Here is a 24,528-nt window from a genome sequence, read left to right as displayed (position 1 = left end):
CACCTACGCTGAGGACCAGCCTGGAAGCTGACCGCGATGCACGCGGTCGCAACGCGAGGAGGAACACGATGGGCGTGGCATTTCCGACGGGCTCGGTTTCCCTGACGACCCCGAACGGCGACATCGTCATTCTGCGCATCTGCGATCTGTGCGGTGCGACCGTCGTCGAAGCCGACGACACCGATCTCGCCTTCCACAAGCGCTGGCATCAGCTCACCGGGTCCGGCAACTGGGTCGACCCGTCGACCGGTCGGCTTCATACGCTCGGGAGCTCCTCGGCCCCGAGCGCGTGATTCTCGTCGTGACCGATCGTCACTCCCCCAGCGGTTTCCGCATCTGCTGCGTCGTCACCGTGTACCCGCTCGAGGAGTACAGCCCGATCGCGGGCGCGTTGCTGCCGAACACATTGAGCTCGAGCGCTTCGACCCCGGCCGCCAGCGTCGCCTGCTCGACGGCGGAGAGCAATGCCCGACCGAGGCCGGAGCCGCGCCGTTCCTCGACGATCTCGAAGGCATAGAGGAACGCGACCCCCGCCGCCCCGCGCGGGTGATCGAGCCCGACCCATGCCCGGCCGACCGGCTCACCGTCGTCGTCGAGCCCGAGCAGGAGCAGCATCCGCGGTGTCGCCACGCCGTCGGGGAGGAGAGCGTCGTTCTCGCCGCGGGCGCGCTCGATCGCGCCATCCGCAGCCCAGGCACCGCTCGCGATCTGCTCGGCCGCGTACTCCTCGGCGACACCCGTCTGCCACTCCTCGTACTCCTCGGGCGTCATCGCCCGCAGTGTCACCGCTCCCATGCGCCTATCCTGACACCGAGTCAGCGCGGAGCACCCAGACGCCGGACTCCTCGACGTTGCCGACCGGGTACTCGAACGCCTCCGTGCCGAGCAGCGCGAATCCGGCCTTTCGGCAGATCGCATTGGATGCCTCGTTCACGACTCGCGGATAGGCGTAGATCGACACGCTCGTGTCGTGACGGCGCACCTCCGCGACGAGTGCGCGCAGCGCCGCCGTCGCGATGCCCTGCCCCTGGTATGCGCTTTCGACGGCCCAGCCCGTCTCGACCGCGGCCTCGCCGTGATGCTCGTGCGGCCAGTAGCCGATCGACCCGACGCCCTCCGGATGCCCATCGACCACGATGCGGAACACTCGCGCGGTTCCCGTCCGCCACTCCCCCAGGTACTTCTCGTGGCGGCGAACGAGCGCCTCCGGCGTCTCCGGCCCGCCGAGATACGCGGTCATCTCGACGGTGTTGCTGCGCTGCAGCGTCGCAAGATCATCATCGTTCCAGCGTTGGAGTCGCACCTCGGTCATGCGAGTATTCGACCATGGACCGCTGACATCGCCCCTCCCCGGGCGCGACGTGAAACGGAGAAGCGTGGAGCTTTTGGTGCATCGCCGCCGTTCCCCGACCGCCCGCGCGCAGGATGCGGCTCCTCGCCCGGCCACCTGCCTCCTCGACGGCGCGCACGCCCGCGCCGGCTTCGACGTGAGCGAGGTCTCCCGCCGTATCGGCGACGGCGACGCGCTCTGGCACCGCGCCGCGGTGGACCTGCTCCGGTGGCGGGTGAAGACGCGCAGCGGTTTCCGCGTGCCCGACGGCGCGCGGGCGAGTGCGGGAGAGTCGCTCTCGATCCGCGCGGGCGCATTCGGGTGGACCGTCGAGGAACCGGTCCAGGTGATCGCCGTCGTCGACCGGCCCGACATGGTCGGCTTCGTCTACGAGACGAGGCCGGGGCATCCGCTCGACGGCGACGAGGCCTTCCTCCTCGAACGCGCACCGGACGGGATCGTCCTCACCATCCGCTCGCGCTCGCGCGCAGCGCGCAGCGGACCCTGGCGACGGGCCTACCCGCTCCTTCGGATCGCCCAGCGCGTCACCCGCTGGCGGTATCTCCGTTCGCTCCGCTGAGCACCCCGAACCGCGGCTCAGCGATCCGCCGCTGCGCGCTCAGTGATCCGCCGCTGACCGCTGCTCGTACCGGTCGAGCCGGCGCCCCTGCGCCGGCATACCGAGTTCGTTCAGCGGCCCGGACGTCGATCGCTCGGGAAGCCGGTCCGTGGTCGGACACGTCATCACGATGTTCCCGGAGATGTCCTCGAAGGAGTGCTCGAAGACCGCGTGCCCGCAGACCGGGCACGGTCGCGCACGGAGCTCGGCCGCGTCGGCCTGCTCCACGCCGCCGGTCATGGGCGGGGCGCCGAAGATCGGCTCGAGTGCGGAATCCACTCGATCGAAGAACCTGGTGAAAGCGTTGCCGTCGACTGGGCGGCTCGCCGTTTCGCGTGCCATGGGCGGATGCTACGCCCCCGCGAGCGGCGCCGCCACCCCGAGCCGCTGCCTAGGCTGGACGCATGACCTCCGTAGTTCCGAGCTCAGCGACCATCATCACCGGCGGCACCCGCGGCATCGGCGCGGCCATCGCCGAACGCCTCGCCGGCAGCGGGCACTCGCTCCTCCTCACCTACCGGAACCGGGACGACGAGGCGATCGCGCTCGCCGAGCGCCTCCGCGCACGCGGTGCCCACGTCGAACTCCTCCGCGTCGATCTCGCCCACCTCGACGCGGCCGCGGAGGTCCTCCCGACCGCGATCGCGCACTTCGGCACGGTGACGGGGCTCGTCAACAACGCGGGTATCACCGGGCGGATCGGCGGATTCCTCGACGCCCCGATCGAGGAGAGCGAACTCGTCTTCCGCGTCAACGTGCTCGCGCCGATGGTGCTCACCCGCGACGCGATCCGGCACATGTCGACCGAGCTCGGCGGCCGCGGCGGCTCGATCGTGAACATCTCCTCCGGCGCTGCGACGAGCGGCTCCCCCAATCGCTACGTCCCGTACTCGATGAGTAAAGCCGCGCTCAACGTCCTCACGCTCGGCACCGCGAAGGAGTTCGCGCGCGCCGGCGTCCGCGTGAACACCGTCTCTCCGGGTACGACGCGCACCGAGATCCACGCGGATGCCGGCCGGCCGAACGCGCCCGAGGAGCGCGCCGCGTCGATCCCGATGGGGCGAGCCGGCGAACCGCACGAGATCGCCGGCGCCGTCGTCTACCTCCTCTCCGAGGACGCGAGCTACACGACGGGCGCCGACATCCGCATCAGCGGCGGCAACTGATCCGACGATCGCGCGCTCGTTCAGGCATCCGGAAGACCAGGCGTCACGCCTCTCCGAAGCCCGATTCGACGAGCTCCGCAAGCGCATCCACCGCGGGCCCGCCCTCGGGATCCGCGCTCGCGATCACGACCTCGGCCCCTTTCGTCAGACCCATCGCCATGATGGCGAGGAGACTCTTCGCATTGGTGCCGTTCACCGTCACCGGCTGCGCGAACGTGCTCGCGAGCTTCACGAGCTCCGCCGCGGGTCGGGCGTGCAGCCCGTCCGCGTTGATGAGCCGCACCGTCCGCTGCGGACCGCCCCCGCCGGCCGAAGGGTGCGCATCGGCGACCGGCGAACCGGATGCCGGCCCAGGGGCCTCGTCGACCCCGGACGCGCTCCGCGCCGCCGCGACGACCGCCTCGAGGTCGTCGCCCGCCTGGGCCGCGACCGCTGCGGCGACCCCGCCCTCCACGAGCGGAGCATCGACGATCCGCACCCGGTCGCGCTGCTCCTCGTCGAGGAAGTCGAGCGCCGTCTCGGCGGTGAGGATGGCCGAACCGAGGTCGCACAGCACGACGACCCCGCGACCGGCATCCGCCTCGTCGATCGCGGCGCTCACCCGATCGAAACTCGTGCCGATCCGACCGTCGTCGGTCCCGCCCGCAGCGATCAACGCGGCATCCGGCGCCATCTGCCCCGCGAGCTCGACGAGCCCCTCTGCGATCTTCGCGGAGTGGGAGACGAAGACGAGGCCCACCCGTCCTTCGGCCGCCACCCCTCAGTCCCCCGCCGCCGCTTCCGCGGCGTCCGCGGCAGCACGCAGCAGCAGCGCCGACGACTCGGCCCCGGGATCGCGATGCCCGGCGGAACGCTCGCCGAGATAGCTCGCCCGCCCCTTGCGGGCCACGAGCGGCTCGGTCGCCACCGCACCGGCCTCGGCGGCGCTCGCCGCGGCCTCGAGCACGGTGCGCGCGTCGGCGCCCGCCTCGGCCGCGGCATCCGCCGCCTCGACGGCGGGCGTCCACGCGTCCACCATCGTCTTGTCGCCCGACTCCGCCTTGCCGCGCGCGACGATGCCGTCGCGCGCGGCGGTGAGCACCGCGGCGATGGCGGGGCCGTCGAGCGAGGTCGCAGAGCCGGCCGCCATCGCCCCCTTCAGGTAGGCGGTGCCGTAGAGCGGTCCGGCCGCGCCGCCGACGGTCGAGATCAGCGTCGTCGCGACGAGTTTCAGCACGTCGCCCGGCGTCGATCCCGCCGCCAGGTCGTCGAGCTTCGGCAGCACGGCCTGGAACCCGCGATCGAGGTTCTCGCCGTGATCGCCGTCACCGATCTCGCGGTCGAGGGTGATGAGTCTGATGCGATTGTCCGCGACGGTCTCCGCGCTTCTGCGCACCCAGTCGACGGCCCAGGTGATGTCCAGCCCCACGCCCAGCCCCTCCCTACCGGCCCCAGCGGAGCGCGGCCGTCTGCACGGGCGCATCCCACAGTTCGATCATCTCGTCGTCCAGCTTCAGCAGGGTGATGGACATGCCCTGCATCTCGAGCGACGTGATGTAGTTGCCGACGAGCGAGCGCACGACCTCGATGCCGTGCTCGGCGAGCGCCTCCGCCGCGCGACGGTAGGCGAGGTAGAGCTCCACCTGCGGCGTGCCGCCCATGCCGTTCACGAAGAGCAGCACCCGGTCGCCCGAGGCGTACGGCAGGTCTTCGATGATCGGGCCGAGGAGGCGATCGACGAGCCGATCGGCCGGCTCGAGCTTGATGCGCTCGCGTCCGGGTTCGCCGTGGATGCCGATGCCGATCTCGATCTCGTCCTCGGCGAGTGTGAAGCTCGGCTCGCCGGCGTGCGGCACGATGCAGGGCGTGAGCGCGAGGCCCATCGACCGGGCGTTGGCGTTCACCCGCTCGGCGACCGCAGCGACGCCGTCGAGCGAGTCACCGCGCTGGGCGGCGGCTCCCGCGATCTTCTCGACGAGCACCGTGCCCGCGACCCCACGGCGACCGGCGGTGTACAGCGAGTCCTTCACCGCGACGTCGTCGTTCGTCACCACGGCGCGCACCTCGATGCCGTCGGCCGCGGCGAGGTCGGCGGCCGTCTCGAAGTTCAGCACGTCGCCCGTGTAGTTCTTCACGATGTGGAGCACCCCTGCGCCCCCGTCGACGGCCTTCGTCGCCGCGAGGATCGGGTCGGGCGTCGGCGAGGTGAACACGGCGCCCGGCACGGCCGCATCGAGCATGCCGTAGCCGACGTATCCCGCGTGGAGCGGCTCATGACCGCTGCCGCCGCCGCTCACGAGTCCGACCTTGCCGGCGACCGGCGCATCGGCTCGCACGACGAAGATCGGGTCGTATTCGACTCGCACCAGGTCGGCGTGGGCGGCCGCGAAGCCCGCCACGGACTCGTCGACCACGCGCTTCGGGTCGTTGATGATCTTCTTCACCGCAAATCCCTTCCCCGCAGGGCCGCGCGGCGTCGCGCAGAGGGCACCGACGCCGCAACGGCAGTACCGCCAACCTACGCCCCGGCGCGTGGTTCAGGTAAGGGGGCGGAACGGAATCGCCCGTGACGCGACCGAGGGAGCGCTCTTCCGCAGCGCCCGGCTCTGTGACTAGGGTGAGGACTATCACCGCCCTTGGGCGCGGCCCGCGGGCTCAGCGAAAGGATGGGTAGTCAACGTGGACAATCTCGGGGTCTTGTTCCTCGCGGAGCTCGTCGGCACGGCGATGCTCGTACTGCTCGGCACCGGCGTCGTCGCCAACGTCGCACTCGTGCGCACGAAGGGCTTCAACGGCGGCTTCCTCATGGTCAACATCGGCTGGGGCCTCGCGGTCTTCGCCGGTGTCGTCGTCGCCTACGCCTCGGGCGCGCACATCAACCCGGCGGTGACCCTCGGCCTCGTCGCCAACGGGGCGACCGAGTTCGGCAATGCGGCGATGGGCACGACCGTGCCGGTCACCTTCCTGAGCATCATCACCTACATCGGCGCCCAGCTCATCGGTGCCATCATCGGCGCCGTGCTCTGCTGGCTCGCGTACAAGCAGCACTTCGACGAGGAGCCGGAGCCGGCGAACAAGCTCGGCGTGTTCTCGACCGGTCCGGCGATCCGTTCCTACGGCTGGAACCTCGTGACGGAGATCATCGGCACCTTCGTGCTGGTGTTCGTCGTCATCGGCTTCGGCCGCAACGGCGACGCATCCGGCCTCGCCGCCCTCGGCGCGCTCCCGGTGGCGCTGCTCGTGATCGGTATCGGCGCCTCCCTCGGTGGCCCGACCGGCTACGCGATCAACCCGGCCCGTGACCTCGGGCCGCGCATCGCGCACGCCATCCTGCCGATCAAGGGCAAGGGCTCGAGCGACTGGGGCTACTCCTGGGTGCCCGTCGTCGGCCCGATCATCGGCGGCGTCCTCGCCGGCTGGGCGGCGATCTTCGCCCTGCCGATCCTCGGCTGAACCGCTCGGGGCCGTCCTCTCGGAGGACGGCCCCGAGTCGTTCCGACCGCCTGAATCTCAGCACCACCACGACGGCGACCGCCGGAAGCGGCCGCGAGAGGAGCCAGTTCCATGGCCGACTACATCCTGTCGATCGATCAGGGCACAACGAGTACCCGCGCGATCATCTTCGACAAGGCGGGCTCGATCGTCTCGACGGGCCAGCTCGAGCACGAGCAGATCTTCCCGAAAGCGGGTTGGGTCGAGCACGATCCGTTGGAGATCTGGAACAACACCCGCGAGGTCATCGGCCAGGCACTCGGCAAGGCGGATCTCACCCGGCACGACATCGCCGCGGTCGGCATCACCAACCAGCGCGAGACCGCGGTCGTCTGGGACAAGAACACGGGTCAGCCGATCTACAACGCGATCGTGTGGCAGGACACCCGCACGCAGGACATCGTCGACCGCCTCGCCGCGGACGGCGGCGTGGAGCGCTTCAAGGCGGATGTCGGCCTGCCGCTCGCCACCTACTTCTCGGGCACCAAGATCGTCTGGATCCTCGAGAACGTCGAGGGTGCGCGCGAGAAGGCGGAGGCCGGCGACCTCCTCTTCGGCACGACGGACTGCTGGGTGCTGTGGAACCTCACCGGCGGGGCCGACGGCGGTGTGCACGCGACCGACGTGACGAACGCCAGCCGCACGCTCTTCATGGACCTCGAGACGCTGAGCTGGCGCGACGACATCCTGGAGGCCTTCGGGGTGCCGCGCTCGATGCTCCCCGAGATCAAGAGCTCCTCCGAGGTCTACGGAACGGTCGAACCGTCGAGCCTGCTGCGCGAGGTGCCCGTCGCCGGCATTCTGGGCGACCAGCAGGCGGCGACGTTCGGCCAGGCGGCCTTCGACCCGGGCGAGTCGAAGAACACCTACGGCACGGGCAACTTCCTCATCTTCAACACCGGCACCGAGATCGTGCACTCGAAGAACGGCCTGCTCACGACGCTCGGGTACAAGCTCGGCGACGACGCGCCCCACTACGCGCTCGAGGGCTCGATCGCGGTCACCGGCTCACTCATCCAGTGGCTGCGCGACAACCTCGGGCTCATCTCGAGCGCGCCGGAGGTCGAGGAACTCGCGAAGGGCGTCGAGGACAACGGCGGCGCCTACTTCGTGCCCGCGTTCTCCGGCCTCTTCGCGCCCTACTGGCGTCCGGATGCCCGCGGCGCCCTGGTCGGCCTCACCCGCTACGTGAACAAGGGCCACATCGCCCGCGCCGCGCTCGAGGCGACCGCCTTCCAGACCCGCGAGGTGCTCGACGCGGTGAACGCCGACTCGGGGGTCGAACTCAGCGAGCTGAAGGTCGACGGCGGCATGATCGCGAACAACACGCTCATGCAGTTCCAGGCGGACATCCTCGGCGTGCCCGTCGTGCGGCCGGTCGTCGCGGAGACCACGGCACTCGGCGCGGCCTACGCGGCCGGCCTCGCGGTCGGCTTCTGGTCGAACCTCGACGAGCTCCGCGCCAACTGGCAGGAGGACCGCCGCTGGGAGCCCGAGATGGAAGCCGACGAGCGCGAGCGCCAGCTCCGACTCTGGAAGAAGGCCGTGACGAAGACCCTCGACTGGGTCGACGACGACGTGCGCTGAATCGACTGTCCACGACGCACGGATGCCCCGCACGAGCGTGCGGGGCATCCTCGCGTCCGATCGCCGGAGTGGGAGCTCAGCGCTGCGTCGCAGCCACCCACTCGCCGAGCCGGCGCTCCGCGGCGCCGGAGTCGATCGCCTCCTCGGCGACGGCCATCTTGTCGCGGAAGCGGTCGATGATGGCGCGCTGCACCTGCGTCGGGTCCTTCGCGAGCTCGAACGAGACGAGCCCCGCGGCCGCGTTCAGCACGACGATGTCGCGGATTGGGCCGCGCTCGCCCGCGAACACCCGGTGCACGATCTCGGCGTTGTGGGCCGCGTCGCCGCCGACGAGGGCGCTGATGTCCGCCCTCGGGATACCGAGGTCGCGCGGGTCGAGGTCGTGCTCCTTCACGGTTCCGCGGGACACCTCCCAGATGTGGGAGTGCCCGGTGGTGGTGAGCTCGTCGAGACCGTCGTCGCCGCGGAAGACGAGCGCGGTCGCTCCGCGCGTCTGGAAGACGCCGACGATGAGCGGCACCCGGTCGAGATGCGCGACCCCGACGGCGGATGCCTCGGGCCGGGCCGGATTGCAGAGCGGGCCGAGGAAGTTGAACACCGTCGGCACGCCGAGCTGCGAGCGCACCGGACCGGCGTGCCGGAAGCCCGGGTGGAAGGCACCCGCGAACGCGAAGGTGATGCCGGCTTCGCCGAGCACCTCGGCCACGCGCTCGGCGGGGAGCGAGAGATCGATGCCGAGCGCTGCGAGCACGTCGGAGGATCCGGAGGCGCTGCTCGCGGCCCGGTTGCCGTGCTTGATGACCGGCACGCCCGCAGCGGCCGCGATGACCGAGGCCATCGTCGAGACGTTCACCGTGCCGAATCGGTCACCGCCCGTGCCGACGATGTCGAGCGCCATCGGGTCGACGGGCAGGGGCAGGGCGTGCTCGAGGATCGCGTCGCGGAAGCCGACGATCTCGTCGACCGTCTCCCCCTTCACGCGGAGCGCGACGAGGAATCCGGCGAGCTGGGCCTCCCCCGCCTGACCGGTCATGACCTGCTCCATGCACCACGCGGCGTCCGACACGCTGAGGTCTTCGCCCTCGAGAAGGGAGCTGATGATCGCGGGCCAGGTGCGTTGATCCGTCATGGCTTCGATCCTACTGTCGCGGATTCACGGCGAATTCCCGGTGATCCCGCAGCACAACTGAGGGTGACCTTACTTCAATGGACGGACACGGCTTGCCCTCCTGACGAAAACTCAGCGCTGGTTTCAGCCATAATGGAGGGGTGACGAGCACCTCTATCACTCCTCAGGCGAGCATGCCCGTGATCAATCGGCCCAACACCGTGGCGGTGGGGACGATCGTCTGGCTCGGCAGCGAGGTCATGTTCTTCGCTGGCCTCTTCGCTATCTACTTCACGCTGCGGTCGACGTCGCCCGAGCTCTGGACGTTCGAGGCGGGTCGCCTGAACTTCCCGTTCGCGCTGACGAACACGATCATCCTCGTGCTGTCGAGCTTCACGTGCCAGTTCGGCGTCTTCGCCGCGGAGCGCATGCAGCCGTACATGACCGGCGCCTGGTACAACCCGCTCAAGTGGGGCATGGTCGAGTGGTTCTTCCTCACCTACGCCATGGGCGCGGTCTTCGTCGCCGGCCAGATCTGGGAGTACGCCACGCTCGTCAGCGAGGGCATCGCGATCGATTCGAACGCCTACGGCTCGGCGTTCTACCTCACCACCGGCTTCCACGGCCTCCACGTGACCGGCGGTCTCATCGCCTTCCTGCTCGTCATCGGCCGCGTCTTCGCGGTCAAGAACTTCGGCCACAAGGAGGCGACGAGCGCCATCGTCGTCTCGTACTACTGGCACTTCGTCGATGTCGTCTGGATCGGCCTCTTCCTCGTCATCTACGTGCTCAAGTGACCACCCCGAGACGCCGACGCAGCATGTCCGAGAACAGAAAGAGCCCTATGAACCGCCAGAAGCGACGCACCGGCCGCCGGCATCCGCTCGCCACCGTCGCCCTTCTCGCCCTGGGTCTGGTCTTCACCGGCGGCGCCTACGCGGCGTTCAGCACCGGCACGGCCCAGGCCGAGTCCAGCGCGAACTCGCAGCAGACGATCGACGAGGGCAAGAAGCTCTTCCAGGCCAACTGCGCCACCTGCCACGGCCTCGAGGCGCAGGGCACGAAGGAAGGCCCGAGCCTCATCGGCGTCGGCGCCGCGGCAGTCGACTTCCAGGTCGGCACCGGTCGCATGCCGATGCAGATGCAGGGCCCGCAGGCGCAGCAGAAGCCGGTCCAGTTCACCGATGAGCAGGTCAAGCAGCTCGCGTACTACGTCGCCTCGCTCGGCCCGGGCCCGGACATCCCCGCCGACCACCTCACCAACGGCGGCGGCGACGCCGCGAACGGTGCAGAGCTCTTCCGCATCAACTGCGCCATGTGCCACAACGTGGCCGGTGCCGGTGGCGCGCTCACCGAGGGCAAGTTCGCTCCCCCGCTGACGGACGTCTCGGGCGTGCACATCTACGAGGCCATGGTCACGGGCCCGCAGAACATGCCGGTGTTCAACGACATGAACATCTCGCCGGAGGACAAGCGCGACATCATCACGTACCTCAAGTACGTGCAGGACAACCGCTCGCCCGGCGGCTTCGAGCTCGGCTCGATCGGCCCGGTCGCCGAGGGTCTGTTCATCTGGATCTTCGGTCTCGGATCGCTCGTCGCGATCACCGTGTGGATCACCGCGAAGTCCAACTGACGCACCCCGGCATCGAAGAAGCTTTACAAAGGAGAACCATGGCTCAGGACGACCACAGCGGCACGGACGTCGCCGCTGCCGACTCGTCGCACGCCGCGCCCGCCGCTTCGCCGGGCACCGCGCTCATCGCTCAGGACGCGTTCGAGAACCCGGGCTTCCCGGCCCACCGCCCGCGCGTCACCGACGAGGACCCGAAGCGCGAGAAGCGGGCCCAGCGCACGGTGTACACGCTCTTCTACCTGTCGATCGTCGGCAGCGTCTGGGCCATCGCCGCGTACATGCTGTTCCCGATGGAGTCGAACAACGTCGGCGACGTCCGGTTGAACAACCTGTTCATCGGCCTCGGCGCGACCCTCGCCCTCCTCGGCATCGGCTTCGGCGCCGTGCACTGGGCGAAGTCGCTCATGTACGACGTCGAGCTCGTCGACGAGCGTCACCCGGTCGGCGGCTCCCCCGAGACGCAGGCCGCCGCGGTGAAGGTGTTCCAGGACGCCGATCGCGAGTCCGGGTTCTCCCGCCGCGCGGTCATCCGCAACAGCCTCATCGGCGCACTGCTGGTCTTCCCCCTCCCCGCCGTCGTGCTCTTCCGCGGGCTCGCCCCGCAGGACCAGAACCCGATCGAGCTGCTCAGCCACACGATGTGGAAGAAGGGCACGCGCCTCGCGCTCGACCCCTCGGGCGCCCCGATCAAGGCGTCCGACGTCACCATGGGCAGCGCGTTCCACGTCATCCCCGAGGGCCTCCAGGACCTGGAGCACGGCAAGCTCGACGAGAAGGCCAAGGCCGCCGTCCTGCTCATGCGCCTCGACCCGAAGGACCTGAACGAGCTCCCCGAGCGCAAGAACTGGTCGTACGACGGCATCGTCGCGTACTCCAAGATCTGCACGCACGTCGGCTGCCCGGTGGCGCTCTACGAGCAGCACACCCACCACCTGCTGTGCCCCTGCCACCAGTCGCAGTTCGACGTGTCGAACCACTGCGAGGTCATCTTCGGCCCGGCCAAGCGGCCGCTGCCGCAGCTGCCGATCGCCGTCGACGACGAGGGCTACCTCATCGCGCAGAGCGACTTCACCGAACCTGTCGGCCCGAGCTTCTGGGAGCGTCATTGAGCACCGCAACCACCAACGCCCCGGAGAAGCGGTCGTTCACCGCGGCGGCGTCCGTCTACATCAACGAACGCACGAGCATCGCGGGCTTCGTCAAGGAGCTCGGCCGCAAGGCCTTCCCCGACCACTGGTCGTTCCTCCTCGGTGAGGTCGCGCTCTTCGCCTTCGTGGTCGTGCTCATCTCGGGCACGTTCCTCACGTTCTTCTTCCAGGCCTCGATGGCCGAGGTGCACTACAACGGCTCGTACGTGCCGCTGAAGGGCGTCGAGATGTCGGTCGCGATGGCGTCGACGCTCGACATCTCCTTCGACATCCGCGGTGGCCTCTTCGTCCGCCAGATGCACCACTGGGGCGCGCTGCTCTTCGTCGCCGCCATCGGGCTGCACATGCTGCGCATCTTCTTCACCGGTGCGTTCCGCAAGCCGCGCGAGCTCAACTGGGTGATCGGCTTCGTGCTGTTCATCCTCGCGATGGCCGAGGGCTTCACCGGGTACTCGCTCCCCGACGACCTGCTCTCGGGCAACGGCCTCGCGATCATCAACGGCATGATCAAGGGCTTCCCGCTCGTCGGCACCTGGATGTCGTTCCTGCTGTTCGGCGGCGAGTTCCCCGGCACCGACATCGTCGGACGCCTGTACACGCTGCACATCCTGCTGCTGCCCGCGCTCGTGGTCGCCTTCGTCGCGCTGCACCTCGTCTTCGTGGTCGTGCACAAGCACACGCAGTACGCCGGCCCCGGCAAGACCCCGCAGAACGCGGTCGGCCCGCCCATCCTCCCGGTGTACGCGGCCAAGGCCGGCGGCTTCTTCTTCATCGTCTTCGGCGTCCTCGCGCTGATCGCGTCGCTGTTCACGATCAACCCGATCTGGAACTACGGCCCGTACGACCCGTCGCCCGTCTCCGCGGGTACGCAGCCCGACTGGTACATCGGCTTCGCCGACGGTGCGCTGCGACTCATCCCGCCGGGCTGGGAGTTCGTCTGGCTCGACCGCACCTGGTCGTTCAACATCCTGGTCCCCATCATCGCGATCGGCGTCTTCATCGTCCTCGCCCTGATGTACCCGTTCATCGAGGCCTGGGTGAAGGGCGACAAGCGCGAGCACCACATCGCCGACCGTCCCCGCAACGCTCCGACGCGCACCGCGATCGGCGCCGCCGGCGTCACCTTCTACGCGGGCCTCTGGGCCGCGGCGAGCTCCGACCTCCTGGCCACCCACTTCTCGCTGACCATGGAGGGCGTGATCCACGCGCTGCAGGCCGTGGTCATCCTCGGGCCGTTCGTCGCGTACTTCATCACGAAGCGCGTCTGCATCGCCCTGCAGAAGAAGGACCGCGAGATCGTCCTCCACGGCTTCGAGTCGGGCCGCATCGTGAAGCTGCCCGGTGGTGAGTTCATCGAGGTGCACGAGCCGCTCGACGAGTACGAGCGGTGGCGTCTGGTGAGCTTCGAGACCTACGAGCCGCTGATGCTCCGTCCGAACTCCCGCGGCAAGATCACCTTCGGTCAGCGCCTCCGCGCCGGCATGTCGCGCTGGTTCTTCGAGGACCGGATCGCTCCGGTCACGAAGGGCGAGCTCGAGGCCGGTCACGGCGAGCACCACTGAGCCGACCGCTCAGCATCAGCTCGGGCACCGCATGACCATTCAGACCCTGTCTGAGTGGCTGCGGTGCCCGAGCTGTTTCGCATTTCCGCTCGAGGCGGTCCCACCACTGCAGTTGCGCTGCCCCGCGGGGCACAGCTTCGATGCGAACAAGCGCGGGTACCTGACCGCACTCGGTGCCGCTTCCGCCGGACTCCGGGGCGACGACGCCGCGATGCTCGACGCCCGTGCCCTCGTGCACGATGCGGGCTTCTTCGATCCGCTGAAGCGCGCACTCGCCGAGATGCTGCGCGAGCACTCCCCTGATGCGGCACCGCGCATCCTCGACGCAGGATGCGGCACCGGGCACTACACCGAGACCGCCCTCGACGCGTTCGGTGCCGCGCGACCCGCCGTCGGCGGCACGGCCGCCGTGGTCAGCGAGACGGGCGAGGCGCCCAGGGTGCTCGCGATGGACCTCTCCCCGGCTGCGGTGCTGCGCACCGTCCGCCGTCGTCCGGCCTCCGTCGACGGACTCGTCGCAGACACCTGGCAGCCGCTGCCGATCCGCGATGCCTCGATCGACGTCGTGCTCGATGTCTTCGCACCGCGCAATGCGACGGAGTTCCGGCGTGTGCTGCGTCCCGGCGGCCTGCTGCTCGTCGTGGTCCCCCGTCCGGAGCATCTCCAGGAGCTTCGCGCCGAGGGGCGAGTGCTGCAGATCCCCGAGGGGAAGGCGGACAGCCTCGTCGACGAGCTCGCCCCGGCCTTCCGGCTCCGGTCGGCGCAGCACGTGGGCGCGCAGTTCCCGCTCGAGCAGGATGCCGCTGCTGACGACGCGCTCGCGGCTGCGATCATCGCCATGGGCCCGTCAGCCCATCATCGGACCCAGGAGCCTGCAGCGGGCGCCCTGGCGCTGCCAGAGGCCATCTCACTGTCCGTGGACGTGCTCGCGCTCGAAGCCACGGCGTAGAACGAGCCGCCATTTCCCGCGCCAGTGCGCCACTCCCGCGGCGCCGGGCCGCTCCCCGCGCCAGCGCGCCACTCCCGCGGCGTCGCGCCACGTGTGGTGGAGCAACGAGCCGGAAGTGGCGCTGACGCCAGCGGTCCGCGACCCCGGTGCACCACTCCCCATCGCTCGCCGATTCTCCACGCCCACCACGAGCCGGCGCCGCACTTCCACCACGCGCCGGCGCAGCACACGCCAGCGCGCCGACGCAGCACTCCCCCGCGCGCCGGTGCCGCACCCCGGCACGCCCCCTCGCACCGGCGGCCGGCATTCGACGTCCTACGGCTGACACACGCGAAACGGCCCGGCATCCTCGTGGATGCCGGGCCGTTCGAAACGCGATGCGTCAGCGGGCGAAGTTGCCGCGGTAGTACTCGTAGACCCAGCCGACGAGCGAGATCAGCACCAGCGGGACCGCGATGAACGAGATCCAGAAGCCGACCGCGAGGCCGAGGAAGCCGAGCGCCGCCGCACCGGCGAGCACGATCGGCCACCAGCTCCACGGGCTGAAGAAACCCAGCTCCGGGTCGCCGTCGTCGATGTTGGCGTCGAGACGGTCCTCGGGGAGCTCGGCGCCCTGCGCCTTGTGCACGCGTCCGAGGTAGAACGCGATGAAGGCGGACAGGATCGCCGCGAGCGAGATCGCGATCGTGCCGGCCCACTCGGGGCCGCCGTTCACCTCGATGCCGCTCGCTGCGGTCCACACGCCGTAGACGGCGGCGATGGCTGCGAGGAAGACCGCGAGGATCCAGAAGAGGACGACATTGGCGCGCATTACTTGATCTCCTCCGTGGCGGCGTCGTACACCGGAGCCTCAGGGGCATCCTTGGCGGGTCCGATGCCGACGGGCACTCCCGCCTCCGGGTGGTTGAGGTCGAACGCCGGGCGCTCCGAGCGGATGCGCGGGATCGACGTGAAGTTGTGCCGCGGCGGCGGGCAGCTGGTGGCCCACTCGAGCGAACCGCCGTAGCCCCACGGGTCGTTGACCGTGACCTTCGGCGCCTTCCGAGCCGTGATGTAGACGTTCAGGAAGAACGGGATCAGCGAGATGGCCAGGATGCCGGCACCGATCGTCGACAGCTGGTTCATCCAGGTGATGTTGTCCTCCGGCAGGTACGAGTAGTACCGACGGGGCATCGCGACGACGCCGAGCCAGTGCTGCACGAGGAACGTCGTGTGGAAGCCGATGAACAGCAGCCAGAAGTGCCACTTGCCGAGCGTCTCGTTCAGCATCTTGCCGGTCCACTTGGGCCACCAGAAGTAGAAGCCCGCGAACATCGCGAACACGACCGTGCCGAACACGACGTAGTGGAAGTGCGCCACGACGAAGTATGTGTCGGACACGTGGAAGTCGAGCGGCGGCGAGGCCAGGATGACACCGGTGAGGCCACCGAACACGAAGGTGATCAGGAAGCCGAGCGACCAGATGAGCGGCGTCTCGAAGGTGATCGAGCCGCGCCACATCGTGCCGACCCAGTTGAAGATCTTCACGCCGGTCGGCACCGCGATCAGCATCGTCATGAGCGCGAAGAACGGCAGCAGCACGGAGCCGGTGACGTACATGTGGTGCGCCCAGACCGTCACGGAGAGCGCCGCGATGGCGATCGTCGCGTAGATCAGGGTCTTGTACCCGAAGATCGGCTTTCGGCTGAACACCGGGAAGATCTCGGACACGATGCCGAAGAACGGCAGCGCGATGATGTACACCTCTGGGTGGCCGAAGAACCAGAACAGGTGCTGCCACAGGATGACGCCGCCGTTGGCGGGATCGTAGATGTGGGCGCCGAACACGCGGTCCGCACCGGCGGCGAGGATCGCGGCGGCCAGCACCGGGAACGCCATCAGGATGAGGATCGAGGTGACGAGCGTGTTCCAGGTGAAGATCGGCATGCGGAACATGGTCATGCCGGGGGCGCGCATCGTCACGATGGTCGTGATGAAGTTGACCGCACCGAGGATGGTGCCGAAGCCGGAGAGGCCGAGGCCGAGCATCCAGAGGTTGCCGCCGACACCCGGTGAGAACGTCGTCGACGCGAGCGGCTGATAGGCGAACCAGCCGAACGACGCCGCGCCCTGCGGGGTGAAGAAGCCGGCGACCGCCATGAGCGAGCCGAAGTTGAACAGCCAGTAGGCGAAGGCGTTCAGACGCGGGAAGGCCACGTCGGGGGCGCCGATCTGGAGCGGCATGAGCACGTTCGCGAAGCCCGCGAAGAGCGGCGTCGCGAACATCAGCAGCATGATCGTGCCGTGCATCGTGAAGAGCTGGTTGTACTGCTCGCGGGTCTGGATGATCTCCAGGCCCGGCTCGAACAGCTGCGCGCGGATGATGAGGGCCATCACGCCGCCGATGCAGAAGTAGATGAACGAGGTGATCAGGTACATGTACCCGATGACCTTGTGGTCGGTGGAGGTGATCCACTTGACCAGGACGTTGCCCTTGCGCTCGACCTTCGAAGCGCCGAACGGCAGGCTCGACGACTGCGGTCGAGCCGGTGCGGTCGTGGTGCTCATTCGGCTTCGTGCTCCTCTTTCAGTTCGGGCGCGCCCGTGCCGGGCAGGTTCTGGTTCCGGTCGTACTCGTTCGACAGCTGGCCCTCCTGGCCCGCGTCGCGGAGCGACTGGATGTAGTCGTCGTACTCGGCCTGCGAGACGACCTCGACGTTGAAGAGCATGAGCGAGTGGTACTCGCCGCAGAGCTCGGCGCACTTGCCGGCGTAGGTGCCCTCGCGCTCGGGGACGAACGACATGTAGTTCGTCTTGCCCGGGTACATGTCCTTCTTGTAGAGGAAGTCGACGACCCAGAACGAGTGGATGACGTCGCGCGACTCGAGCTCGAGCTCGACGTTCGCGCCGACCGGCAGGTAGAGCGTGGGCAGCGCGGCCTGGTCGACCGAGCCGGCGGGCCCGTTCGGGTCGAGCTGGGCCTGGATGCCGGGCGAGTAGACGTCCTCGTTGACGTAGTTGAAGTCCCAGGCCCACTGCTTGGCGATGACCTCGACCTTGACGTCGACCTCGTCAGCCGTGAAGCGCTTCTCGATCTCGGCCTGGTCGCGCGCGGTGAAGGCGAAGAAGCCCAGCACGAGGATGAGCGGCACGATCGTGTAGAAGACCTCGATCGGCATGTTGTACCGCAGCTGCACGGGCAGACCGGTCTGGCCCTTGCGCCGGCGGTAGGCGATGACGGCCCAGATGGTGAGGCCCCAGGTGATGACACCCACGATGAGCAGCACGATCCAGGACGTGACCCAGAGGCCGGAGACGCGCTCCGTGTGGTTGGTCGCGGGCGCCTCGCCCTCGATGAATCCGGGGAGGAAACCGTTCAGCTGCGCCTGGGTGCACCCGGCGAGAACGAGGCTGAGCGACGCTGCGATCGGAACTGCAGCCCATCGGAGTCGGCGATTGTTGCGCACCGGAGACCTTTCGGGAGACTCGAAGGCGCTTCACAGGGAAGCGCGGTGATCGGTGTCTAGCCTACTCCGACTCCGCGCCCTGGGTGTGCACCCGGAGCGGATGTCGCGATCGGAATCCGGTGGATTTCGGGACGGATCTGCGGAAAAACACGCGAGGGAGGCCGCGATGCGGCCTCCCTCGGAGCGAGTTCTCCGGTCGGATCAGTGGAACGAGTCCCCGCAGGCGCAGCTTCCCTGCGCGTTCGGGTTGTCGATCGTGAAGCCCTGCTTCTGGATCGTGTCCTCGAAGTCGATCGTCGAACCGTCGAGGTACGGCACGCTCATCTTGTCGACGATGACCTCGACGCCGTCGAAGTCGACGACCGCGTCGCCGTCGAGCATGCGCTCGTCGAAGTACAGCTGGTAGATGAGGCCCGAGCATCCGCCGGGCTGCACGGCCACGCGCAGGCGGAGGTCGTCGCGGCCCTCCTGCGTGAGGAGGCTGCGCACCTTGTCGGACGCGGGCTCGCTCAGCTTGACGCCGTGCGTGGTCTCGGTGATGGTCTCGCTCATCTCACTCCTCAGTGATCTCGCCGTTCTGACGACGATTGTACGTCCACTCCGTAGAGCGTCGGCTGAATGCAGGATATTCCCGGCTCGCGACGCGCGCGGCGGCGCGAGCCGGGCATCCGTCAGGCGCCGCGGGCGTTCAGCCGGCCGAACAGGAGGGCCTCGCTCAGCAGCGCCCGCTTGAACACGCCGAGATGGAGCGACTCGTTCGGGCTGTGGGCCCGCGAGTCCGGGTCCTCCACGCCGGTCACGAGGATCTGCGCGTCCGGGAACTCCTCCACGAGCTCGGCGATGAACGGGATCGAGCCGCCGACGCCCGTGTCGACCGGCGCTCTCCCCCAGGCCTCGGCCATGGCCGCGCGGGTCTCGGCGACCGCCCAGCCGCTCGTGTCGACGAGGAAGGCCTGACCGCGGTCGACGTCCTCGAAGCTGAGCTTCGCGCCGAAGGGCGCGTGCTGCTCGAGGTGGGCGCGGAGCGCCTCGAAGGCGGCCCCGGCATCCTGTCCCGGGGCGATCCGGGCGCTCACGCGGACGCGCAGCGACGGGATCAGCGTGTTGGAGGCGTTCGCGACGTCCGGTGCATCGATGCCGGTGACGGTGATGGCCGGCTGGGCCCAGATGCGGTCGAGGATCGAGCCGCGGCCGATCGGGCTGACCCCGTCGAGCAGTCCGGCCTCTGCGCGCAGCTGCGCCTCGTCGTACGCCGGGATGTCGAGCTCGGCGTGCGCGAGGCCCTCGACGGCGACGGAGCCGTCGTCGTCCCACATGGTGCCGAGCATCCGGATGGCGGCGAGCATCGCGTCGGGCACCGCCCCGCCGAACATGCCGGAGTGCGAGGCGTGCGCGAGCGTCTCGACCCGCAGGTTGAAGGCGACGGCACCGCGCAGCGCGACCGTGATCGCGGGCGTGTCGATGTCCCAGTTGCCCGAGTCGGCGACGATGATCGCGTCCGCCTCGAGCAGCTCGCGGTTCTCGCGGAGGAAGTTGCCGAAGGAGCGGGAGGCCCACTCCTCCTCCCCCTCGATGAACACCGAGAGGCCGAGATCGAAGTCGCCGGATGCCTCCGCGAACGCGCGGATCGCACCGATGTGGGCCATCACGCCCGCCTTGTCGTCGGCCGCGCCGCGGCCGTGCAGGCGGTCGCCGCGCTGGGTGGGCTCGAACGGCGGCGTGTCCCAGTCCTCGTCCTTGCCGGGCGGCTGCACGTCGTGGTGCGCGTAGAGGAGCACGGTGGGGCGCCCGTTCCGCGCGGCGCGGCGCGCGACGATCGCGGGCTGGCCGAGCTCGGAGCCGTCCTCGACCGGCGCGCGGCGGATCTCGACGAGCTCGAACACGCCGGTGCCGCGGAGCAGTTCCGCCACGGCCTCGGCGCTCTCCGCGACGTGGGCGGGGTCGAACGCGGGCCAGGAGACGGAGGGGATCCGGACGAGCCGGCCGAGCTCGGCGACGACGCCGGGGAAGGCCGAATCGACGGCGGATCGGATCGCGTCCGCGTTCGGCGTCGTGGGCTCGGCGGATACGTGGTTCGTGGGGTCGGTCATGCCGGTAATCTTAAAGGTGAACCGATTCGAGGAATCCAGTGGCCAAGCAGCAGAAGACCGAGCAGGCGTCGACCGAGACGCTCGACGAGACGCAGGAGCGTCTGAAGAGCGGCGGCAAGGGCGCCCCCACCCCGACCCGAGCCCAGCAGGAGGCCGCGCGCAAGCGGCCGCTCGTGCCATCCGACCGCAAGGAGGCGGCCAAGCAGGCGCGCGCCAAGGCCGCAGAGGCGCGCGAGCGCGCCCGGGTCGGCATGGCGATGGGCGACGACAAGTACCTCCCGGCCCGCGACCGCGGTCCGCAGAAGAAGTTCGTGCGCGACTACGTCGATGCGCGCTTCAGCGTCGGCGAGATCCTGATCCCGGTCATGTTCCTCGTCATCATCCTCACCTTCGTGCCGAGCGCCGAGGTGCAGGCCATCAGCATCCTCGTGCTCTGGGCGTTCTTCGCGATCGCCGTGGTCGACTGCGTCATCCTCGGCTACGTGCTGACGAAGAAGCTCCGCGCGAAGTACGGCGACAAGGCCGAGCGCGTGCGCTGGTACGCGGCCATGCGCGCGCTGCAACTGCGTCCGCTGCGGCTGCCGAAGCCCCAGGTGAAGCGCGGGAAGTACCCCGCCTGACCCCGGTCACGACGAAGGGCCCCGTCCGAGCGACGGGGCCCTTCGTCGTTCCACGGCGCGGACACGGAGGCATCGGCCCAGTCCCGAGCAGCGACCAGCTCAGCGGGCGAATGCGCCGAGCCGGATGAGCGGGACGCGCGTCTCCTCGTCGGTCATGGAGCCGTGCTGCCCGACCATCCGCTCGGGCGCCCGATTCGCCTCCCGCGCGTCGTAGTAGGCGACGCCGGCGCGCGCCGCGACGAGGACGTCGCCGATCCGGGGCCGCACCTCGTCGTCGACGACGGGTCCGTAGAGCCCGGCGGCGATCGCCTCCTCGCGGGTCAGCACCCAGGCGCGCTTCGACTCGGCCTCCTGCCAGCGGGCGACCAGCCGATCGCGTTCGGCTGCGGGGAACGTCGGGTCGAACCAGAGGGACAGGCAGCGCGGCTCGCCCCCGATGTGGCGGATGCCGTCGAGGAGCGCCGGCCGCGCGTCGATGTGCACGTGCCGGTGCTCGGGGACATCGACGACGCCGTGGTCGGCGGTGACGAGCATGCCGACGTCGCGGGGCAGGCGCGTCGCGAGCGCGGATGCCTCGCCGTCGAGCTCCTCGAGGGCCGCGAGCCAGCGGTCGGACTCCCAGCCGTGCGCGTGGGCGAGCTGGTCGAGCTCGGGGACGTAGAGGTAGACGAGGGTCGGCTCGGGTCGGGCGACCGCCTCGAGCGCCGCGGCGAAGCGATCGGCGAGGCTCGCCCCGGACCGGTACTCGGCGCCCCGAAGCACCGCCCGGGTGTAGCCGCTGTCCGCGTAGCGGGGCGCGCCGACGGCGACCGCCCGGACGCCGAGCGCCGCGGCCCGTTCGAAGAGCGTGCCGCTCCGCTGCCAGCCGTCGGGGAGGAGTCCCTGCTCCCAGCCGTTCAACTGGTTCGCGAGCACGTCCCGCTCCGGCTCGAGCACGCGATATCCGACGAGCCCGTGCTCGCCCGGCATGACCCCGGTGGCGAAGGAGGCGATCGCGGCGGCCGTGGTCGACGGGAACACGGTGCGGATCACGTCCCGCTTCGCCATCCGCCCGGCGAGGAAGCGGGCGTGGCCCGCCCGTGCCTGGAGGTTCGCCGCGCCGAGTCCGTCGACCAGCAGCACGATCGCCGATCTGACTCCGGGAAGACCGAAGGCGCCGCCTCCCCCGGTGACGGCCGCGAGCGAACTCGCGAGCACCCCGGCAAGCCGCGGGGCCGTGTCGTCCGTCACCGGTAGCATTGCAGGCATCGCGCCCAGTCTGACACAGGCCGGGCGCGCCCCTGTTGCCTCGCGCGCGAGCGCCTCGACCGAGATTGACGGATGACCCGAGCACCCCACGACCCCGAGCAGTCGCCCATCGCCGAGCGCATCGAAGACGTCGACGTCGCCGCCGAGATGCAGGGGTCCTTCCTCGAGTACGCGTACTCGGTCATCTACTCCCGCGCCCTGCCCGATGCGCGCGACGGTATGAAGCCGGTGCAGCGGCGCATCCTCTACATGATGAGCGACATGGGCCTCCGGCCCGACCGGGGCCACGTGAAGTCGGCCCGCGTCGTCGGCGAGGTCATGGGCAAGCTCCACCCGCACGGCGACTCGGCCATCTACGACGCCCTCGTCCGTCTCGCGCAGCCGTTCACGCTCCGGGTTCCACTCGTCGACGGGCACGGCAACTTCGGCTCCCTCGACGACGGACCGGCCGCCGCGCGATACACCGAGGCGCGCCTCGCTCCCCCGGCGATGTCGATGACCGAGAGTCTCGACGAGGACGTCGTCGACTTCGTCCCGAACTACGACAACAGCCACCAGCAGCCCGAAGTGCTCCCGGCGGCCATCCCGAACCTGCTCGTGAACGGTGCCAGCGGCATCGCCGTGGGCATGGCGACGAACATGGCCCCGCACAACCTCGTCGAGGTCGTGCACGCGGCGAGGCACCTCCTCGAGTACCCCGATGCGGGACTCGACGAGCTCATGGAGTTCGTGCCCGGCCCCGATTTCCCCTCGGGCGGCACGATCGTGGGGCTCGCGGGCATCCGCGACGCGTACGCCACCGGCCGCGGCTCGTTCAAGACCCGGGCCCGGGTCAGCGTCGAGCAGCTGACCGCCCGCAAGGCCGGGCTCGTCGTCACCGAGCTGCCCTACCTCGTCGGCCCCGAGAAGGTCATCGAGAAGATCAAGGACGGGGTCAACGCCAAGAAGATCACCGGCATCTCCGACGTCACCGATCTGACCGACCGCAAGCGCGGACTCCGACTCGTCATCGGCATCAAGACGGGCTTCAACCCGCAGGCGGTGCTCGAGCAGCTCTACCGGCTGACCCCCCTCGAGGACTCCTTCAACATCAACAACGTCGCCCTCGTCGACGGCCAGCCGCAGACGCTCGGCCTCCGCGAGCTGCTGCTCGTCTACGTCGGCCACCGCGTCCGGGTCGTCACCCGCCGCAGCGAGTTCCGGCTCGCCCGCCGCCGCGAGCGGCTGCACCTCGTCGAGGGCCTCCTCATCGCGATCCTCGACATCGACGAGGTCATCCAGGTCATCCGCACGAGCGACGACACCGATCAGGCGCGGCACCGCCTCCAGGACGTCTTCGACCTCAGCCAGCTGCAGGCCGAGTACATCCTCGAGCTGCGTCTGCGCCGCCTCACCAAGTTCTCCCGCATCGAGCTCGAGGCCGAGCGCGACAAGCTGCAGGCCGAGATCGCCGAGCTCGAGGAGCTCCTCGGCAGCGAGGCGCGCATCCGCGCTCTCGTCTCCGACGAGCTCGAGCAGGTCGCCGAGCTCTACGGCACGCCGCGCCGCACCCTGCTCACCGAGGCGAAGACGCTCCCCGCCGGCGCCTCGCGCAAGGCCGTCGCCGCCTCGCTCGAGCACGCCGACGTGCCCTGCCGGGTGTTCCTCAGCGTGACCGGTCGTATCGCCCGCGTCGACCGGCCCGAGGGGGAAGACGCGCTCGTCATCACCGTCCCGGCTCGGCGCAGCAAGCACGACGCGGTCGCCTCGACGCTCGACACGACGAGCCGCACCGAGATCGGCGCCATCACCTCGACCGGGCGGCTCATCCGGTTCTCCCCCCTCGACCTGCCGACGCTGCCCGCGAACTCCGTGCAGCTCGGCGCCGGCGTGCGCATCGCCGACTACCTCGGGCTCGCCGACCGCAGCGAACGCGTCCTCGCGATCGTCTCGCTCACGAGCGAGCAGCCGATCGCACTCGGCACCAAGCAGGGCGTCGTCAAGCGCGTCGCGCCGGGCGGGTACCCGAACCGGCCCGACTTCGAGGTGATCTCGCTGAAGCCGGGCGACGAGGTCGTCGGCGCGGTCCAGGGCGGGGACGACGACGAGCTGGTGTTCATCGCGAGCGACGCGCAACTGCTGCACTTCTCGGCGTCCTCGGTCCGCCCGCAGGGCTGCCCGGCCGGCGGCATGGCGGGCATGAAGCTCGCCGCGGGCGCTCGGGTGCTCTCCTTCACGGCGCTCTCCCCCGCCGAGGTCGAGACGGCCGTGGTCGTCACCATCGCGGCGACGAGCGACACGCTGCTCGGCGCAGACCCCGGGGCGGCGAAGGTCTCGTCGTTCGAGGAGTTCCCCGGCAAGGGCCGGGCGACCGGCGGTGTGCGCGCGCAGCGCTTCCTGAAGGGCCAGGATGCGCTCACCGTCGCCTGGGCGGGTCCGGAGCCGGCGTACGGTCTCGGCGCGGACGGCTCGGTTCGGGCGCTCCCGGAGCCCGGCGCCAAGCGCGATGCCTCGGGCGTCCAGCTCGACGCGGTGGTCAGCACCGTCGGTCGGCGCATCGGCTGACGCC

The 24,528-nt window shown here is 69.7% G+C and carries 25 protein-coding genes; 12 read left to right on the top strand and 13 right to left on the bottom strand.

Annotated elements, in window-relative coordinates; genetic code table 11:
- Nucleotides 1-68 precede the first annotated feature (68 nt).
- A complete protein-coding gene (locus ROT00_RS06590; RefSeq protein WP_404773322.1) occupies nt 69-293 on the top strand; it encodes a histidine ammonia-lyase in 225 nt (74 codons plus the stop codon).
- A gap of 19 nt (nt 294-312) precedes the next feature.
- Here ROT00_RS06590 and ROT00_RS06585 read toward each other — a convergent pair whose 3' ends face one another.
- Nucleotides 313-795 (bottom strand): GNAT family N-acetyltransferase, encoded by a 483-nt coding sequence (locus ROT00_RS06585; RefSeq protein WP_404773321.1) that lies wholly within the window; start codon nt 793-795, stop codon nt 313-315.
- Between the two features lie 4 nt (nt 796-799).
- Nucleotides 800-1,312: a GNAT family N-acetyltransferase gene (locus ROT00_RS06580; RefSeq protein WP_404773319.1), complete on the bottom strand. Its 513-nt coding sequence runs from the start codon at nt 1,310-1,312 to the stop codon at nt 800-802.
- Nucleotides 1,313-1,388: 76 nt separating this feature from the next.
- Here ROT00_RS06580 and ROT00_RS06575 point away from each other — a divergent pair, with 76 nt between their 5' ends.
- Nucleotides 1,389-1,910 carry a DUF1990 family protein gene (locus ROT00_RS06575; protein ID WP_404773318.1) on the top strand — a complete coding sequence of 174 codons (522 nt, stop codon included), beginning with the start codon at nt 1,389-1,391 and terminating at the stop codon, nt 1,908-1,910.
- Between the two features lie 39 nt (nt 1,911-1,949).
- On the opposite strand, the gene ROT00_RS06570 is transcribed toward ROT00_RS06575, so the two are convergent.
- On the bottom strand, nt 1,950-2,291 hold the full coding sequence (locus ROT00_RS06570) for a hypothetical protein (protein ID WP_404773316.1): 342 nt from the start codon (nt 2,289-2,291) through the stop codon (nt 1,950-1,952).
- Nucleotides 2,292-2,353: 62 nt separating this feature from the next.
- Between ROT00_RS06570 and ROT00_RS06565 the strand changes: the two genes are divergently transcribed.
- The gene (locus ROT00_RS06565; RefSeq protein ID WP_404773314.1) at nt 2,354-3,115 is read left to right on the top strand and encodes an SDR family NAD(P)-dependent oxidoreductase; all 762 of its coding nucleotides are present in this window, start codon (nt 2,354-2,356) and stop codon (nt 3,113-3,115) included.
- 43 nt (nt 3,116-3,158) lie between these two features.
- On the opposite strand, the gene dhaM is transcribed toward ROT00_RS06565, so the two are convergent.
- The 3 genes from dhaM to dhaK are packed head-to-tail and all read right to left on the bottom strand — an operon-like array spanning nt 3,159 to nt 5,538.
- Nucleotides 3,159-3,872, bottom strand: a complete 714-nt coding sequence (gene dhaM / locus ROT00_RS06560; protein WP_404773312.1) for a dihydroxyacetone kinase phosphoryl donor subunit DhaM — start codon at nt 3,870-3,872, stop codon at nt 3,159-3,161.
- Nucleotides 3,873-3,875: 3 nt separating this feature from the next.
- Nucleotides 3,876-4,523: a dihydroxyacetone kinase subunit DhaL gene (gene dhaL, locus ROT00_RS06555; protein WP_404773310.1), complete on the bottom strand. Its 648-nt coding sequence runs from the start codon at nt 4,521-4,523 to the stop codon at nt 3,876-3,878.
- Nucleotides 4,524-4,536: 13 nt separating this feature from the next.
- On the bottom strand, nt 4,537-5,538 hold the full coding sequence (gene dhaK / locus ROT00_RS06550) for a dihydroxyacetone kinase subunit DhaK (RefSeq protein WP_404773308.1): 1,002 nt from the start codon (nt 5,536-5,538) through the stop codon (nt 4,537-4,539).
- Between the two features lie 235 nt (nt 5,539-5,773).
- Here dhaK and ROT00_RS06545 point away from each other — a divergent pair, with 235 nt between their 5' ends.
- Nucleotides 5,774-6,547 carry an MIP/aquaporin family protein gene (locus ROT00_RS06545; RefSeq protein WP_404773307.1) on the top strand — a complete coding sequence of 258 codons (774 nt, stop codon included), beginning with the start codon at nt 5,774-5,776 and terminating at the stop codon, nt 6,545-6,547.
- A gap of 111 nt (nt 6,548-6,658) precedes the next feature.
- Nucleotides 6,659-8,173, top strand: a complete 1,515-nt coding sequence (gene glpK / locus ROT00_RS06540; RefSeq protein WP_404773305.1) for a glycerol kinase GlpK — start codon at nt 6,659-6,661, stop codon at nt 8,171-8,173.
- Nucleotides 8,174-8,249: 76 nt separating this feature from the next.
- Here glpK and trpD read toward each other — a convergent pair whose 3' ends face one another.
- Nucleotides 8,250-9,302 carry an anthranilate phosphoribosyltransferase gene (gene trpD / locus ROT00_RS06535; RefSeq protein ID WP_404773303.1) on the bottom strand — a complete coding sequence of 351 codons (1,053 nt, stop codon included), beginning with the start codon at nt 9,300-9,302 and terminating at the stop codon, nt 8,250-8,252.
- Nucleotides 9,303-9,475: 173 nt separating this feature from the next.
- Between trpD and ctaE the strand changes: the two genes are divergently transcribed.
- From ctaE to ROT00_RS06510, 5 genes are all read left to right on the top strand, one after another.
- Nucleotides 9,476-10,078 (top strand): aa3-type cytochrome oxidase subunit III, encoded by a 603-nt coding sequence (gene ctaE, locus ROT00_RS06530; protein WP_243570844.1) that lies wholly within the window; start codon nt 9,476-9,478, stop codon nt 10,076-10,078.
- A gap of 47 nt (nt 10,079-10,125) precedes the next feature.
- Entirely contained in the window at nt 10,126-10,917 is a 792-nt protein-coding gene (gene qcrC / locus ROT00_RS06525; RefSeq protein ID WP_230768765.1) for a cytochrome bc1 complex diheme cytochrome c subunit, read from the top strand.
- 38 nt (nt 10,918-10,955) lie between these two features.
- Complete coding sequence (gene qcrA, locus ROT00_RS06520; protein ID WP_404773301.1) at nt 10,956-12,026, top strand: cytochrome bc1 complex Rieske iron-sulfur subunit; 1,071 nt, start codon at nt 10,956-10,958, stop codon at nt 12,024-12,026.
- The gene (gene qcrB, locus ROT00_RS06515; protein ID WP_404773300.1) at nt 12,023-13,627 is read left to right on the top strand and encodes a cytochrome bc1 complex cytochrome b subunit; all 1,605 of its coding nucleotides are present in this window, start codon (nt 12,023-12,025) and stop codon (nt 13,625-13,627) included. Before qcrA ends, qcrB begins: the two co-directional genes overlap by 4 nt.
- Before the next feature lie 211 nt (nt 13,628-13,838).
- Nucleotides 13,839-14,576, top strand: coding sequence for a methyltransferase domain-containing protein (locus ROT00_RS06510; protein WP_404773298.1), 738 nt, complete (start codon nt 13,839-13,841; stop codon nt 14,574-14,576).
- Nucleotides 14,577-14,958: 382 nt separating this feature from the next.
- Here the strand turns inward: ROT00_RS06510 and ROT00_RS06505 are convergent, their stop codons facing one another.
- From ROT00_RS06505 to ROT00_RS06485, 5 genes are all read right to left on the bottom strand, one after another.
- Nucleotides 14,959-15,387, bottom strand: coding sequence for a cytochrome c oxidase subunit 4 (locus ROT00_RS06505; RefSeq protein WP_404773296.1), 429 nt, complete (start codon nt 15,385-15,387; stop codon nt 14,959-14,961).
- Nucleotides 15,387-17,123 (bottom strand): aa3-type cytochrome oxidase subunit I, encoded by a 1,737-nt coding sequence (ctaD, locus tag ROT00_RS06500; RefSeq protein WP_404773294.1) that lies wholly within the window; start codon nt 17,121-17,123, stop codon nt 15,387-15,389. The genes ROT00_RS06505 and ctaD overlap by 1 nt, the downstream gene beginning before the upstream one ends.
- The gene (gene ctaC / locus ROT00_RS06495) at nt 17,120-18,022 is read right to left on the bottom strand and encodes an aa3-type cytochrome oxidase subunit II (protein WP_404773293.1); all 903 of its coding nucleotides are present in this window, start codon (nt 18,020-18,022) and stop codon (nt 17,120-17,122) included. The genes ctaD and ctaC overlap by 4 nt, the downstream gene beginning before the upstream one ends.
- Before the next feature lie 201 nt (nt 18,023-18,223).
- A complete protein-coding gene (locus ROT00_RS06490; protein WP_404773292.1) occupies nt 18,224-18,574 on the bottom strand; it encodes a HesB/IscA family protein in 351 nt (116 codons plus the stop codon).
- A 119-nt stretch (nt 18,575-18,693) separates the two neighbouring features.
- A complete protein-coding gene (locus ROT00_RS06485; RefSeq protein ID WP_404773290.1) occupies nt 18,694-20,112 on the bottom strand; it encodes a dipeptidase in 1,419 nt (472 codons plus the stop codon).
- Nucleotides 20,113-20,150: 38 nt separating this feature from the next.
- On the opposite strand from ROT00_RS06485, the gene ROT00_RS06480 reads away from it, so the two are divergent.
- Nucleotides 20,151-20,732, top strand: a complete 582-nt coding sequence (locus ROT00_RS06480; RefSeq protein WP_404773288.1) for a DUF3043 domain-containing protein — start codon at nt 20,151-20,153, stop codon at nt 20,730-20,732.
- A 99-nt stretch (nt 20,733-20,831) separates the two neighbouring features.
- Here the strand turns inward: ROT00_RS06480 and ROT00_RS06475 are convergent, their stop codons facing one another.
- The gene (locus ROT00_RS06475; protein WP_404773506.1) at nt 20,832-21,971 is read right to left on the bottom strand and encodes an alkaline phosphatase family protein; all 1,140 of its coding nucleotides are present in this window, start codon (nt 21,969-21,971) and stop codon (nt 20,832-20,834) included.
- A gap of 81 nt (nt 21,972-22,052) precedes the next feature.
- On the opposite strand from ROT00_RS06475, the gene ROT00_RS06470 reads away from it, so the two are divergent.
- Nucleotides 22,053-24,524 (top strand): DNA gyrase/topoisomerase IV subunit A, encoded by a 2,472-nt coding sequence (locus ROT00_RS06470; protein WP_404773286.1) that lies wholly within the window; start codon nt 22,053-22,055, stop codon nt 24,522-24,524.
- Nucleotides 24,525-24,528: the final 4 nt, after the last annotated feature.

Source organism: Agromyces mediolanus (genome assembly GCF_044917495.1).
Lineage (GTDB): Bacteria > Actinomycetota > Actinomycetes > Actinomycetales > Microbacteriaceae > Agromyces > Agromyces mediolanus_B.
The sequence above is the reverse complement of the archived record's forward strand: the minus strand, read 5'-3'. Positions and strand labels throughout refer to the sequence as shown.

Bases quoted from the DNA above. Each gene is read 5' to 3' on its own strand.
- ROT00_RS06570 (WP_404773316.1), bottom strand. From the start codon at position 2,291: ATGGCACGCGAAACGGCGAGCCGCCCAGTCGACGGCAACGCTTTCACC.
- ROT00_RS06565 (WP_404773314.1), top strand. From the start codon at position 2,354: ATGACCTCCGTAGTTCCGAGCTCAGCGACCATCATCACCGGCGGCACC.
- ROT00_RS06470 (WP_404773286.1), top strand. From the start codon at position 22,053: ATGACCCGAGCACCCCACGACCCCGAGCAGTCGCCCATCGCCGAGCGC.
- trpD (WP_404773303.1), bottom strand. From the start codon at position 9,302: ATGACGGATCAACGCACCTGGCCCGCGATCATCAGCTCCCTTCTCGAG.
- ROT00_RS06510 (WP_404773298.1), top strand. From the start codon at position 13,839: ATGCTCGACGCCCGTGCCCTCGTGCACGATGCGGGCTTCTTCGATCCG.
- glpK (WP_404773305.1), top strand. From the start codon at position 6,659: ATGGCCGACTACATCCTGTCGATCGATCAGGGCACAACGAGTACCCGC.
- ROT00_RS06490 (WP_404773292.1), bottom strand. From the start codon at position 18,574: ATGAGCGAGACCATCACCGAGACCACGCACGGCGTCAAGCTGAGCGAG.
- ROT00_RS06505 (WP_404773296.1), bottom strand. From the start codon at position 15,387: ATGCGCGCCAATGTCGTCCTCTTCTGGATCCTCGCGGTCTTCCTCGCA.
- ROT00_RS06585 (WP_404773321.1), bottom strand. From the start codon at position 795: ATGGGAGCGGTGACACTGCGGGCGATGACGCCCGAGGAGTACGAGGAG.
- ctaE (WP_243570844.1), top strand. From the start codon at position 9,476: ATGCCCGTGATCAATCGGCCCAACACCGTGGCGGTGGGGACGATCGTC.
- ROT00_RS06475 (WP_404773506.1), bottom strand. From the start codon at position 21,971: ATGCTACCGGTGACGGACGACACGGCCCCGCGGCTTGCCGGGGTGCTC.
- ROT00_RS06590 (WP_404773322.1), top strand. From the start codon at position 69: ATGGGCGTGGCATTTCCGACGGGCTCGGTTTCCCTGACGACCCCGAAC.
- ROT00_RS06580 (WP_404773319.1), bottom strand. From the start codon at position 1,312: ATGACCGAGGTGCGACTCCAACGCTGGAACGATGATGATCTTGCGACG.
- ROT00_RS06485 (WP_404773290.1), bottom strand. From the start codon at position 20,112: ATGACCGACCCCACGAACCACGTATCCGCCGAGCCCACGACGCCGAAC.
- qcrA (WP_404773301.1), top strand. From the start codon at position 10,956: ATGGCTCAGGACGACCACAGCGGCACGGACGTCGCCGCTGCCGACTCG.
- ctaD (WP_404773294.1), bottom strand. From the start codon at position 17,123: ATGAGCACCACGACCGCACCGGCTCGACCGCAGTCGTCGAGCCTGCCG.
- qcrC (WP_230768765.1), top strand. From the start codon at position 10,126: ATGAACCGCCAGAAGCGACGCACCGGCCGCCGGCATCCGCTCGCCACC.